This is a genomic window from Actinomycetospora chiangmaiensis DSM 45062, from assembly GCF_000379625.1.
GTDB lineage: Bacteria > Actinomycetota > Actinomycetes > Mycobacteriales > Pseudonocardiaceae > Actinomycetospora > Actinomycetospora chiangmaiensis.
This window is the reverse complement of sequence record NZ_KB903219.1, coordinates 69,786-82,284: the sequence shown is the minus strand read 5'-3', so window position 1 is coordinate 82,284 and position 12,499 is coordinate 69,786. Positions and strand designations below refer to the sequence as shown.

Below are 12,499 nucleotides of genomic sequence, written 5' to 3'. Positions count from 1 at the left end.
TCCGATGCTACGCGGGCCTTGACACACGCCCCCCACCGAGGCACGCGCGCGGGTCGGCGCGTCGTCGGAGGAGAGTCAGAACCAGCGCTCGAGGACCATCGCCACCCCGTCGTCGTCGTGGTGGCCGGTCACCTCGTCCGCGACCTCCCGGAGCTCGGGGTGGGCGTTGCCCATGGCCACGCCGTGGCCCGCCCAGCGGAGCATGGCTAGGTCGTTGGGCATGTCGCCGAACGCGACGACCTCGTCGGCGGTGACCCCGTGGTGCGCGGCCGCGAGGGCGAGGCCGTGCGCCTTCGTCACGCCCGGCACGGAGCACTCGACGAGGCCGTGGGAGGCGGAGAAGGTGACGTCGACGAGGTTCCCGAGCCCGTCGCGCACCGCGGCGGCCATCGCGTCGCTCGTGAGGCCCTTCCGGCGCGCGAGCACCTTGATGGCGGGCCGGGCGGCGAGGTCCCCCGTCGCGATCTCGACGTGGTCCGAGTTCGGCCAGGCGGGCTCGTAGGCGGGTTCGCAGCAGAACTCGGGCGCGTCGACCCGCTCGACCGCGAGCCCGGCACCGGGGAGGGCCGTGCGGAGCCGGTCGATCACCTCGGCGAGCGCGTCGACGCCGAGCTCGGCCGCCTCGACGACCCGGCCGCTGCCCGCGTCCCAGAGCACCGCGCCGTTGGCGCCCACGCACAGCCCCCGTACGCCGATCGCGTCGCAGACCGGCTCGATCCAGCGGGGCGGGCGCCCGGTCGCGATGACCAGCGGCACCCCGGCCTCCGTCATGCGCTCCAGCACGCGGACCAGCCGCGGCCCCGGCCGGTCGTCGGCGCCGAGCAGCGTGCCGTCGACGTCGCTGGCGACCAGCCGGGGAGCTCTCATGGGGTCGATTGTCCGCCGGGAGCGCGTCGGGCGCCGGAGCCCGGGTATGCGGCTCCATGAGCCAGAAGCAGACGGCCGCCCGGCTGCTGGACGAGGCGGGCGAGACCTTCGCCGCCGAGGCCGGCATCTCCCTCGACGACAAGCCCGCCCCGCTCTACCGGCTGCTCGTGCTGGCCGTGCTGCTCTCCAGCCGCGTGCAGGCCAAGCTCGGCACCCGCGCGTGCCGCGAGCTGATCGACTCCGACCTCGGGACGCCGGCCAAGATGGGCGCGGCGAGCCACGAGCAGGTCCACGACGCGCTCGACCGTGCGAAGTTCCTCAGCAAGGACCAGACCGCCGACGCGCTGATCGAGGGCGCCGGGCTCGTCGGGGACCGGTGGAAGGGCGACCTGCGCGGGATGCGGAGCGAGGCCGACGGCGACGCGGGCCGCCTCGCCGAGCTGCTCACCGAGGTGCCGCGCCTCGGGCCGGTGGGCGCCGACATCTTCATCCGTGAGGTCCAGGCCGTCTGGCCGGAGTTCCGTCCGCACCTCGACGGCAAGGCGACCGACGGCGCGAAGGCCGTGGGGCTGCCGCAGGACGCCGCGGAGCTCGCCGATCTGGTCAGCGGGGACGATCTGGCACGATTCGCCGCGGCCCTGGTCAGAGCCGGTCTCGACGACGAGGTGGCGGCCCGGGTGCAGGTGTGACGGAGGTCTAATCTGCGCGGATGGAGCTCGACCGCGCGGTCCCCGCCCTCCTGCTCAAGCTGGGCTCCTACCCGTTGCACCACGGCGGGGTCGGGGTCCTGCGCAGCCTGGGCCGTTGCGGCGTCGACGTCTACGCGGTGACCGAGGGCCGGTTCACCCCGGCGGCGATGTCACGCCACCTGCGGGGGCGCTTCTCCTGGCCCACCAGCGGCGGGGAGGACCCGGCCGAGCTCGCCGAGGGGCTGCACGGCATCGCCCGGGCCCTGGGGCGCCCCGCGGTGCTGGTGCCCACCGACGACGAGAGCGCCATCGCGATCAGCGAGCTCCGCGACGACCTCGCCGACGACTTCCTCTTCCCCCGCTGCGCCGACCCCGGCCTGCCGCGGCTCCTCGCCAGCAAGGAGGGGCTCGCCCAGGTCTGCGCGCGCCACCGGATCCCCACGCCGCACACCGTCGTCCCGACCTCGCTCGCGGACGTCGAGGACTACGCGGCGCACGGCGCGTTCCCCGTCGTGGTGAAGAGCCGGGCACCCTTCGAGCGTCACCTGCACCCGTCCGTGCGGTCCTCGACGGTGGTCGGGACCGCGGACGAGCTCCGGGTGATGGCCCTGGACTGGGACGACGAGCCGTGGGTGATCCTCCAGGAGTACCTGCCGCAGGAGGAGTCCGAGGACTGGGTGGTGCACGCCTGGACCGACGGCGCGGACACCGTGGTGTTCACCGGGGTCAAGGTGCGCAGCTGGCCGCCGCACGCCGGCTTCACGACGGCGGGTCGGGCCCGGTGGAACCCGGAGCTCGCCGCTCTCGCGCGGCGCCTGTTCGCGGCGGTCGGCTTCGCCGGGATCGCCGACCTGGACTTCCGGCGCGACCGCCGCGACGGGTGCTACAAGCTGGTGGACTTCAACCCGCGGGTGGGCGCGCAGTTCCGGCTGTTCGAGGACGCGGCGGGCCTCGACGTGGTCCGCGCTCAGCACCTGGCGCTCACCGGGCGCCCGCTCCCGCACGCGGAGTTCCCGGAGGGCCGCGCGTTCGTGGTGGAGGACTTCGACTACGTCGCCCGGCTCGCCTACCGGCACGAGCGCACGGACGGCCCCGCCCCCGCCGGCCGCGCGCCGTCGACCGAGCACGGCTGGTTCGCCCTGGACGACCCGCTCCCCGTGCTGCCGATGGTCATCGGACGGGCGCGGCCGGTCGTGGCGCGGGCCCGGCGAAAGGTGCGGCTGCGCCGCAGGTGAGCACTCAGTGGGGCGATAGGCCCCGTGAGTGCTCACCTGAGCGGAGCTCACAACGCGAACGACCCCACGGGGTAGGCCACCCGCAGCGTCGGGCCGCGCTTGCCCGCGACGCGGCGGGCGAGCTCGGGCGCGGCGTACCAGGTGCCGGTGACGAAGCGGTTGACCGGCCCGAAGGAACGGACCGCCGGCGCCCCGAGGACGTGCAGCCCCCGCACCGAGGTCTCGAAGCCCGCGCGGAGCACGGGGGAGCCCTCGGCCAGCTCGAGCTCGCCGAGCAGTTCCTTGTCGAGCAGGTCGTAGCGCGACACGTCGATGTCGTAGCCGCTGCCGACCATCACGTGGTCGGCCGTGAGCGCGGTGCCGTCGGACAACGTCACCGTCACGCCGGCGTCCGACGCCGTGGCCGCGGTGATGCGCCGCCCCAGCTCGAACGGCACGTGCTCGAGGCGCGCGCGCAGGTTGTGCGACCCCGCCGGGAACAGGCAGCGCCGACGCACCTCGAGCTGCAGCCGCTCGGGGAGCCGGCGGTAGGTCTCGGGCGCGGCCGCGAGCCAGCCGGTGGCGCGGCCGCCGACGTCGGTCGGCGGGACCCGCCAGCGCTGGCGGAAGGTGGGCGGCGGCGCGTCCGCGGGGCGGTGCGGGCCGAGCCAGTGCACGGCCGACGCGCGGGCGGTCACCGTCACGTCGACGCCGAGGTCGGCGAGGATCGCCGCGTTCTCCAGGGCGCTCTGGCCCAGCCCGACGACGAGGACCTTCCGGCCCGCGAAGACCGACAAATCCTCGTGCTCGACCACGTGCGAGACGGTGCCCTCGGGCAACCCGGCGAGCTCGGGCACGCCGCGCTCCATGTTGTGCAGCCCGACGGCCAGCACCACGCGCTCGGCGTGGACCCGGTCGCCGTCGTCGAGGGCGACCGCGAAGCCGGAGCCCTCCCGGACGACCTGCGCCACGCGGCGGGTGTCGAGGTCCGGCACGACGCGGGAGGCGAACCAGTCCCCGTACGCGAGGAAGTGCTCGAGCGACGCCGGGTTGTCCAGCGTGACGCCCCGGGCGCGCGCCCAGGCGGTGATCGTGTGGCCCGGGACCGGGTGCGCGATCGAGGAGGCACGCTCCTTCGAGCGCAGGATCATGCCCCGGGGCATCTGGTGGCGCCAGGAACCCATCACCTCGCCGAAGGTGTGGGTCTCGGTGCCCTGGTGTCGCAGGAAGGCAGTGGCGGCGAGCCCGTACGGCCCTGCGCCGACCACTGCGACCTCGGTGGTGCCGGCCATGGTCCCCCTCTCCGTGCACGCGTCCGGTGACAGCGCGTGAGACGTATCGCACCAGACGGGGAAGCCGATCTACGTCCGGGGTCGCCACACGGGAGCACGCTGACCAGCGGTTTCGGACAAGGACGCCCCGTCGGGCACGAATCCGTCCCGGCCCGACCGGCGTAAGAGTCGTTACGTCCAGTGATCAACTCGGCCGTGGAGCCGCTGGTCGAGGCCCCGGGAGCCCGTCGGGGCCACCCGCTACGGTGCGATCGGACACCCCGGGGGGAGCACCATGTCGGCCGAGACCCTGCCCGACCCGTCACCGCCGCGGGCCGACGACGCCCCGCCGCCCGCCGCCGCCGCGCGCGCCCGTCCGCGCGTGCCGGCCGAGGTGCTCGCCGCCCTCGCGGGCGCGGCCGCCGGGGTGGCGCTCTTCCTCCTCGCGTACCGCGGGATGCCGGACGACACCTACATCACCCTCGACTACGCGCGGAACCTCGCCGAGCACGGCCACTGGGGGCTCACCCCGTTCCGCGACTCGAACTCGGCGACGTCGCCGCTGAACGTCTGGCTGCTCGCGGCGGGGATCGTGGTGACCGGGCGCCCGGTGGTCGCCGTCGGGCTGGTGCTCGTCCTGGCGACGGCCCTGCTCGGGCTGTGGGCCGCGGAGCTCGCCGGCCGGCTCGGCGTCCGCCGGCCGGTGCTCGTCGCGCTCGTGGTGGGGCTGACCGTCACCTCGCCGGTCTTCGCGAGCGTCGTCGGGATGGAGTCGTTCCTCGGCGCGGCCCTGCTGCTCGGCGTCGCCCGGTACGCCGCCGACCGCCGTGCCCTGGCCGCCGGGATCGTGCTCGGCTTCGCGGTGCTGTGCCGCCCCGACCTCGCCGTCCCGGGGCTCGTCGTCCTGGTGGCGCTGCTCCTCGGACGGACCCCGGGCGCCTGGCGCTCCCTCGTGCCCGCGCTCGTCGCCACCGTCGTGGTCGCGCTGCCCTGGCACCTCTTCTCCTGGTTCGTGCTGGGCGGCTTCGTGCCCGACACCCTCGTGATCAAGACGGGCGGGGCGTTCCCGAACGGCGAGGTCTTCGGCAACGGACCGCTGTTCTGGGCCGACCGGTGGCCGGTGCCGATGCTGCTGATCGCGGCGGTGGGCGTCACCGGGCTGGTCGCCCTCGCACGGTCGGTGGGCGCCGTGGTCCGGGGCCGGCACGCCCCGGTCGACCGGGCCGTCGTCGCGTGCGGCGTCGGCGGGCTGCTGCACTACGCGGTCTACGCGGCCATGGGCGTCTCGTCGTACATCTGGTACTACTGCCCGTCGCTGTTCCTGATCACCCTGTGCGCCGCGCTTCTCGCGGCGGACCTCGCGGGTCGCCGGCGGGCCGGCGTCGCCACCGGGCTCGCGGTGGTGGCCGGGATGGCGGTCGGGATCCAGATCGTCGGCCCCCTGCCGTGGGCGCAGCCGGTAATCTTCGGCAACTGGGCCACCTCGTCGCAGTACATCGACGCGGGCCGCGCCCTGGGCGCCACCCTCGCCCCCGGGCAGAGCGTCACCGCCCCGGGCGAGATCGGCGCCCTCGCCTACGGGTGCCGCTGCGACATCGTCGACGTCTTCTCCGACCACGACCGCGTCCGGGCCCTCGCGGCCGGCCGCGAGCAGGCGGCCGGCCCACTCACCCGCGCGTTCCTGCAGGTCGACTACCTGTTCTCCGACTCCGACGCGCCGCGCCCGACCGACCGGGTGCTGCGCTGGGAGGCCGGGACGGGACCGGGCTGGCCGACCGACGTCCCCGGCCGCGGCCCCGGACGCCTGGTGCTCGACCCGTAGCGGTCAGCCCACCGCGCCCTGGTAGTCGACGTCGGCGTAGTCCTGAGTCGCGATCGTCGGTCCACGCTCCCAGCCGGGCTTCGAGCGCGACGTCGTGACGGTGTCCACGGCCCCGGCCGGACGGTCGCGGACGACGAGGTCGACACGGCCCCAGGGCTTCGCGCGCGGACCCCCGGGCTGCACCGCCGTGGCCAGCCGGACGTAGGTGGAGCTCGCGTCGTCGGACCGCCACGCCCCGCCGCGCTCGAGCTTGTCCTGCAGGCCCCAGTAGCTCTCGCCCAGGTCCTCGTCGGCGTGGATGCGGACGTCCGGCGCGGGCGCGATGCCCCGGGCGACGGCGGCCTGGTCGACGCAGGGCCACAGCACCGCCGACATCTGGTCGACGAGCACCGACCGTCCGGCCAGGACCTCGGCGATCGGCCGCGGCCGCGCGAGCCGTGGTTCGGCGACGGCGACGCGGTCCTCCCCGATCGAGGGTCCCGGTTCGACACGGACGCGGACGTACTGCGGCCGGACGGGCTGGTCGACCAGCGACACCGGCCGTTCCTGCCAGGTGCGGCCGTCGGCGTTGGGCAGCGGCACGATCTCCCGGCCGCCCGTGACCTGCACGGCGTCCGCGGGCCCGCGCCCGAGGTCGACGGCGACCCGCTCGTCCGGGGAGTTCGCGAGCAGCATCGGCACCACGACGTCCGTCGCGTCGCCGTCGGCGGGGATCGGGTACCACCCGGTGGTCAGGCCGCCACGGCCGCGGGACGTCGGGGTCGCGTCGTGCCACACCGTGCCCGGGGCGGGGGCCGGGCGCGGCGCCGGGAACCGCGACGTATCGACCATGTCGCCCTCGGTCGCGGCGGGCCCGAGGGGCCGCCCCAGCGGCACCGACGCGGGCCCCAGGTAGGTCACCTCGTCCTGGAGGCCGCAGAGGGAGCCGCGCACGACGTCCTTGGTGTTGCCGAGGGCGACCGTCCACCCGGGGTACTGCGTGGCGGGGGCCAGGACGAACACCCCGAGCATCCCGATGACGAGCGTCAGGCACGCGACCGCGAGGACCGCCCGGTCCGGACCGGGTCGGGGCAGCCGCCGGTCGGGCCAGCGCCGCGCGGACCAGCTCGCCCAGGCCGCGGCCAGGACGGCGACCGCGATCCAGACGAGCGGGTTGCGCAGGAACACCGGGCCGAGGTGGGGCGCGAGCAGGTTCTGGCTCAGCGGCGTCGGCGCCGGGTCGGCGTGGGCGCCGAACGGCTGGCCCCGGTCCGAGTAGGGCGTCCACACGTTCCAGCCCGCGAAGGTCACCGAGGTCACGACGACGAGGACCGCGAGTCCGACCGCGGTCGCGAGGGCGCGTTCCTTCCCCGGCAGCGGTGCCCGCAGCAGGGCCACCGCGAGCAGGACCGTCCCGGCCGCTCCCACCGCCGGGAAGTGCAGGACCCACTTGGTCGGGCTGGCCGCCACGAGCGCGAACGCGACCGCACTGGTGGCGGCGGAGTGCAGCAGGAGCCGGCGCAGGTCGTCGTCGTCGGGACCCCGGAGGGCACTGCCTGCCGCGACCAGCACCGTCACGCCGAGCGTCAGCAGGATCGGACCGCGGCCGCCCCACGACGTCCGGCCGGGCGAGAGCAGCGTCTGGTAGTGCGTGAGCTCGTCGTACCAGGGGACGGTGTTGTAGTAGTACGCGTGGACCGCGGACGCCTCGAGGACGTCCCCGAGCGAGGCGTCGGCGAACGCGACCGGCACGGCGACCGACGCCGCGGCGGCGAGGACCGCCAGGACCACGAGCTGCTCGCGGGCGGTGGCGGCCCGGATGCGCGGCCACCAGCGGGGCAGCTCGACGAGCAGGGGCGCCCAGGCGACGAGGCCGGTGGGCGAGCAGGTCAGCGACAGGGCGGCCGCGGCGACGGCGAGCGCGTACAGCACGGGGGCCTCGCGCAGCCGGGCGAGCTCCACCAGCAGGAGCACGACGACGGACAGCAGCACGATGAGCGGCTCGGGGCGCAGCGTCAGGCCGAACGGGAGCCACCACACGAGGTGGCCGACGAGCAGCGCCCACGGGACGTAGGCCCGGTGGATGCTCGCCCGCCGCAGCGCGATCGCCAGGTAGATCCGCAGCAGGCCGTAGGCGAGCAGCCCGAAGGCGAGCGGGAGCAGGCGGAGCCAGACCAGCGACCAGCCGCCGATCGCCCCCCACACCTGCATGAGGTACTGCGACGCGACGAAGGGGTTCTCCGTCACGTTGAACATGTAGACGGCGTTGCCCAGGTAGCCCGACGCCCCGGCGTCCCGGGACATCAGCGGGTACCAGCTGTCGTCGAAGTTCATCGGGGCGAGGAGCACCCAGGCCCCGGACACCACGACGAGGAGGGCGTCGGCCCACGACAGGTGGCGGCGCAGGACGGTCCACGCGTGCCGCCGGCCCCGCCACCACCGCCGCACGGCCGGCCCGTGGTCGCGGGTGAGCAGCACGAACAGCACCACGAGCGCGAGCACGTGCCCGACGAGCAGGATCGTCTTGAGCAGGCCCGGACCCGAGGCGTACCGGTCGTCGGTCTGCAGCGTGACCCGCGGGGCGGCGGCCCCCGACGTCGTGGCGCCGGTGTCGAGCTCGGAGACCTGCGGCGGGGCGATGTCGCTGCAGGAACCGCACGCCAGCGGCACCGCGACGCCGTCGAGGGTGGCGCGCAGGCCGTCGGCGCCGCTGTGGAGGGCGAGGACGCACTCGGTCGGCGGCAGGACGGTCGACAGCATCCGCTCGCCGGAGACCACCACGTCGACCCGGCCCGCGGCCGAGGAGACGACTAGCCCCCCGGCGGCGACCCGGTCGGGGTGGGGGTCGGGCTTGCGGTCCTCGGGCGCGATGTCCCGGGTCTGGGCGACCGGCACGGCGCCGGCGGGCATGGTCCGCAGCACGTCGCCCCCGACGCGCAGCGCCGCGCAGGGGACGGTGGCGTCGAGGAAGGCCGGGCGCGGCGGGCTCAGCGACAGCGTCGTCGAGCGCGCGGGCTGACCCGCGGCCGGCCACGACACGGTGGTGACCTGGCCCGACACCGGCGCCAGCGGCACGGCCAGCCCGAGCAGCACCGCCAGCAGGGCCCAGACGAGGACGGCCGTCGGGCGCACGGACGGCGGGGTCGCACCCGCCGCCGGGCCCACGGGACTCAGGACCGCCGTCATCGCCCCCACCCGGCCTCTCCCCCGAGGAACACGGCTCTGCTCGGTGGCAGACTAGAGGCGACGCTTCACGGCCAGCACACGGGACGCGCCGGGGCGGCTTCTAGATGATGGCGACCGCGACGACGAGGCCGAGCGCGAGGTGCATCCCGGCGATCATCGCCGAGACCGGCGTGAAGCCCTCGTCCTGCAGGCAGGCCCCGACGTCGAGGCGCGAGACGAACTCGAGGCCGCGGACCGCGATCACCTGGGCGACGATCCCCACGAGGCCGAACACCAGCGTGTTGACGATGCCCGTGAGGAAGCCACCGCCGGAGACGTAGATGGCGGTCACGATGATGAAGGCCATGGACACGAGGCCTGTCGCCGACACGATCACGGCGTTCGGGCGGCCCTCCCGGACCAGTCCCCGCAGGTCGCCCGGCGTCGTCAGGTCGATCGCGAAGTAGCCGACGTACATCAGCACCGCCCCGATCACGGCGTAGACGGCGATCAGGCCGATGCCGGAGAGCAGGGTCGGGAAGAAGTCGGGCGTGAACACACGGGCCCCCAACGGGTGGTCCAACCGGACGAAAGGGGCGCCAGACTAGCGGGTCAGCCCGACGGGATTGGGCGACGGCACGACCGTCCAGCACGATTCCGCGATCGGGGCCAGCAGTGCGGCCAACCGCTCCGTCCGCGCCGCGCCGAGCGCCGCCCACGGCCCGGCGGCCGCGCGGTCGGTCGCGTCCTCGACGGCCGTGTGCAGGGCGGCGGCCTCCTCGGGGGAGTACCGCGCGAGCGCCGCCTCCCACCCGTCGTCGGGCAGGCGCCGCCCGAGCCGCAGGTCCCGCTCCGGGGACTCGCCCGCGAGCACCTTCAGCACGTGCGACCCGATCGGGGACACGCCGTGCACGGCCAGTGCCGCGAGGTGCCCGTCGCCGCGGTGCTCGCGCAGGGTCGTCGTGGCCTGCCAGAGGGCGAGGTGCGCCTCGGCCGGGCGCGGCAGGGCGCGGTTGGCGGCCCCGAGGACGCGGCCGGCGTCCTCGCAGGCCTGCGCCGCCTCCCAGGCGAGGTCGGCGGCCTCCCGCACCGACCCGTCGTCGGGAAGGCCCAGCTCGCGCCACGCCGCATCGATGCCGGTCAGCCGCCGCCCGAGTGCGACCTCCGGCGGGACCGTGACGCCGGCGAGCGCGTCGACGATCCGGTCGGGCGCGAAGCCGCCGAAGGCCGCGACGACCACCGCGGCGGGGACGGGGCCGAGCGGCGCGGCCCGCTGCGCGACGTAGCGCGACCAGAACGACGGCCCGAGGTCCGCGGTGGCCCGCAGCGACCCGGGCGCGAAGTAGATCAGCGCGTGGACCGGTTCGCAGAGCCGCCACATCCGGCGCGCGACGGGCTCGGCCCCGTCGGTCCGGGTCGAGTTCCGCCGCGCTGCGTCTCCCATCAGTCCGGGATGCGGTGCGGCACGAACGCCGCGCCGTTGTCGGTGACCAGCCCCGTCGACTCGCGGATGCCCATCCCGGCCGCCTCGTCGCCGACGATCCAGGCGCCGAGCACGGGACGATAGCCGTCGAACTCGGGCAGCGGGTCGAACAGCTGGTAGACGTAGCCCTCGTCGCCGTAGACCCCGCCGGTCTCGACGACGGGCTCCCCCGCCCCCGCCACGATCTGCACGTTCGCGCCCTCGCGGCCCAGGAGCGGCTTGCGGACGTACTCGGTGAGGAAGCCGGGGTCGCCCAGCGACGCCGGGAGCAGGTTCGGGTGGCCCGGGTACATCTCCCACAGCACGGCGAGCAGCGCCTTGTTGGAGAGCAGCGTCTTCCACAGCGGCTCGATCCACTGCGTCTCGGGCAGGCTGCGCGTGACGTGCTTGCCGAAGTCGTCGCCGAGGATCCACTCCCAGGGGTAGAGCTTGCAGACGCAGCTCATCGGGGCCTCCTCGAGGTCGACGAACCGGTCGAGCGCGGAGTCCCAGCCGATCTGCTCGATCGCGAGCCCCACGGTGTCCAGCCCGGCCTCGGCGGCGGTCTCCTGCAGGTAGGCCGTCGTGACGTGGTCCTCGCCCGTCGTCTCGGCCTGCGACCAGCAGAAGTGGACCTCGCCGCGCGGCAGGTTCGCCGCGATCGCGCCCCACTGCGCCACCAGCTTCTCGTGCAACGAGTTCCACTGGTCCTGGTCGCCGAAGACGTCCTTGAGCCAGTACCACTGGCAGATCGACGCCTCGAGCAGCGAGGTCGGGGTATCGGCGTTGTACTCCAGCAGCTTGGCCGGCCCCGACCCGTCGTAGCGCAGGTCGAAGCGGCCGTAGAGGTGCGGGTCGTGCCGCTTCCACGAGTCGGCCACCTGGTCCCAGCACCACTCGGGCAGCGCGAAGTCGCGGAACCGGCCCGTGGTCACCACGTTGTCGACCGCCTCGAGACACATCGAGTGCAGCAGCTCGACGTCGGCCTCGAGCGAGAGGATCTCGGCCATGTCGAAGACGTAGTGCACCGACTCGTCCCAGTAGGGCCGCGTGCCGTCGGCGCCCATCGCGGGCGTCCCGAAGACGAGCCCCTGCTCCTCGATCTTCTGGCGCCAGTCCGGGCGGGGGGTGGAGCGTTCGCGTCGCACGGCGGTGAGCTTCTCAGCTGCCGGAGCTCGAGCCGCCGCCGGAGGAGCCGCCCGAGGATCCGCGGCTGCCCGACCCGCTGGTCCCCGACGACGAGCCGCCCACGCCCAGCCCGCCGCGGCTCACCGTGCCGCTGCTGCCGTTCGAGGTGCCGACGCTCGACCCGGACGTGCCGCGCAGCGTGGTCCCGCTCGACGGCGGGTTGGTGCTGCCACCGCTGACGGTGCCGCCGATGGGCGTGTTCGAGCCGTAGTTGTAGTGGTACTGGTTGCCGAACCCGCCGAGGAAGATCGGGACGAAGGCGCCGCTGGAGTTGTAGTAGCCGCCCTGCTGCACGCCGCTCGCGCACTGGCTGTCGTCGACCACCCGGCCGCTCTGGTCGACGCACTGCGCCGTGGTCTCGTCGCCGCCGCTCGAGGCGGCGTACGCGATCGCGACGATCGCGACGACACCCACCGCGACGCCACCGCCGATGAGGACCCGCTTGCGGATCTTCGACTTCCGCTGCTCCGCGGCGGCCGTGGCCTCCTCCTGGGCGCGGCGGCGACGTTCCGCCTCCCGGCGGGCGCGCTGCTCGGCGACGGTGGGCTCGCGCGGGGTCGTGGTCGCCGGGTCCTGGTAGCGGATCCCGCCCCGGCGCGTCTCCGGCGCCGACTGCTCGAGGGTGCTGCCCGGCTCGGGGGCCTCGCCGCGCTCGACGGCCTTCCACTCGTCGGCCGTCCGCTGCTCGGTGTCCGGCGCGGACGGCGTGGAGGCCGTCGAGGCCGCCGAGCCCGTCGACGGCGCGGCGGGGGTGCCCTCGGACGGCGTCACGGCGTCGTCCGCCCGGTGCCCACCGCCCGGCTGGTCCGTCATGACCCGTCGCCCCCGCTCATCGCTCCACT

The 12,499-nt window shown here is 75.0% G+C and carries 10 protein-coding genes; 3 read left to right on the top strand and 7 right to left on the bottom strand.

Annotation, left to right across the window (positions count from 1 at the left end; genetic code table 11):
- Positions 1 to 75 precede the first annotated feature (75 nt).
- On the bottom strand, positions 76 to 867 hold the full coding sequence (locus tag A3CO_RS0107955; RefSeq protein ID WP_018331715.1) for an HAD family hydrolase: 792 nt from the start codon (positions 865 to 867) through the stop codon (positions 76 to 78).
- A 56-nt stretch (positions 868 to 923) separates the two neighbouring features.
- Between A3CO_RS0107955 and A3CO_RS0107950 the strand changes: the two genes are divergently transcribed.
- Positions 924 to 1,556: a hypothetical protein gene (locus tag A3CO_RS0107950; protein WP_018331714.1), complete on the top strand. Its 633-nt coding sequence runs from the start codon at positions 924 to 926 to the stop codon at positions 1,554 to 1,556.
- A gap of 20 nt (positions 1,557 to 1,576) precedes the next feature.
- Positions 1,577 to 2,791 carry a carboxylate--amine ligase gene (locus A3CO_RS0107945; protein ID WP_018331713.1) on the top strand — a complete coding sequence of 405 codons (1,215 nt, stop codon included), beginning with the start codon at positions 1,577 to 1,579 and terminating at the stop codon, positions 2,789 to 2,791.
- 47 nt (positions 2,792 to 2,838) lie between these two features.
- On the opposite strand, the gene A3CO_RS30770 is transcribed toward A3CO_RS0107945, so the two are convergent.
- Complete coding sequence (locus A3CO_RS30770; protein WP_018331712.1) at positions 2,839 to 4,062, bottom strand: FAD-dependent oxidoreductase; 1,224 nt, start codon at positions 4,060 to 4,062, stop codon at positions 2,839 to 2,841.
- A 274-nt stretch (positions 4,063 to 4,336) separates the two neighbouring features.
- Between A3CO_RS30770 and A3CO_RS30765 the strand changes: the two genes are divergently transcribed.
- Positions 4,337 to 5,863: a hypothetical protein gene (locus A3CO_RS30765; protein WP_018331711.1), complete on the top strand. Its 1,527-nt coding sequence runs from the start codon at positions 4,337 to 4,339 to the stop codon at positions 5,861 to 5,863.
- 3 nt (positions 5,864 to 5,866) lie between these two features.
- Here the strand turns inward: A3CO_RS30765 and A3CO_RS30760 are convergent, their stop codons facing one another.
- From A3CO_RS30760 to A3CO_RS30755, 5 genes are all read right to left on the bottom strand, one after another.
- A complete protein-coding gene (locus tag A3CO_RS30760) occupies positions 5,867 to 9,028 on the bottom strand; it encodes an arabinosyltransferase domain-containing protein (RefSeq protein WP_157647191.1) in 3,162 nt (1,053 codons plus the stop codon).
- A 100-nt stretch (positions 9,029 to 9,128) separates the two neighbouring features.
- Positions 9,129 to 9,566 carry a DUF350 domain-containing protein gene (locus A3CO_RS0107925; RefSeq protein ID WP_018331709.1) on the bottom strand — a complete coding sequence of 146 codons (438 nt, stop codon included), beginning with the start codon at positions 9,564 to 9,566 and terminating at the stop codon, positions 9,129 to 9,131.
- A 45-nt stretch (positions 9,567 to 9,611) separates the two neighbouring features.
- Positions 9,612 to 10,451: an SCO6745 family protein gene (locus A3CO_RS0107920; RefSeq protein WP_018331708.1), complete on the bottom strand. Its 840-nt coding sequence runs from the start codon at positions 10,449 to 10,451 to the stop codon at positions 9,612 to 9,614.
- On the bottom strand, positions 10,451 to 11,617 hold the full coding sequence (locus A3CO_RS0107915) for a glutathionylspermidine synthase family protein (protein ID WP_018331707.1): 1,167 nt from the start codon (positions 11,615 to 11,617) through the stop codon (positions 10,451 to 10,453). The genes A3CO_RS0107920 and A3CO_RS0107915 overlap by 1 nt, the downstream gene beginning before the upstream one ends.
- A 13-nt stretch (positions 11,618 to 11,630) precedes the next feature.
- Positions 11,631 to 12,470: a hypothetical protein gene (locus A3CO_RS30755; RefSeq protein ID WP_018331706.1), complete on the bottom strand. Its 840-nt coding sequence runs from the start codon at positions 12,468 to 12,470 to the stop codon at positions 11,631 to 11,633.
- Between the last annotated feature and the right edge of the window lie 29 nt (positions 12,471 to 12,499).

Excerpts from the sequence above, each read along its gene's own strand:
- A3CO_RS0107955 (WP_018331715.1), bottom strand. The coding sequence starts at position 867 with ATGAGAGCTCCCCGGCTGGTCGCCAGCGACGTCGACGGCACGCTGCTC.
- A3CO_RS0107950 (WP_018331714.1), top strand. The coding sequence starts at position 924 with ATGAGCCAGAAGCAGACGGCCGCCCGGCTGCTGGACGAGGCGGGCGAG.
- A3CO_RS0107945 (WP_018331713.1), top strand. The coding sequence starts at position 1,577 with ATGGAGCTCGACCGCGCGGTCCCCGCCCTCCTGCTCAAGCTGGGCTCC.
- A3CO_RS30770 (WP_018331712.1), bottom strand. The coding sequence starts at position 4,062 with ATGGCCGGCACCACCGAGGTCGCAGTGGTCGGCGCAGGGCCGTACGGG.
- A3CO_RS30765 (WP_018331711.1), top strand. The coding sequence starts at position 4,337 with ATGTCGGCCGAGACCCTGCCCGACCCGTCACCGCCGCGGGCCGACGAC.
- A3CO_RS30760 (WP_157647191.1), bottom strand. The coding sequence starts at position 9,028 with ATGACGGCGGTCCTGAGTCCCGTGGGCCCGGCGGCGGGTGCGACCCCG.
- A3CO_RS0107920 (WP_018331708.1), bottom strand. The coding sequence starts at position 10,451 with ATGGGAGACGCAGCGCGGCGGAACTCGACCCGGACCGACGGGGCCGAG.
- A3CO_RS30755 (WP_018331706.1), bottom strand. The coding sequence starts at position 12,470 with ATGACGGACCAGCCGGGCGGTGGGCACCGGGCGGACGACGCCGTGACG.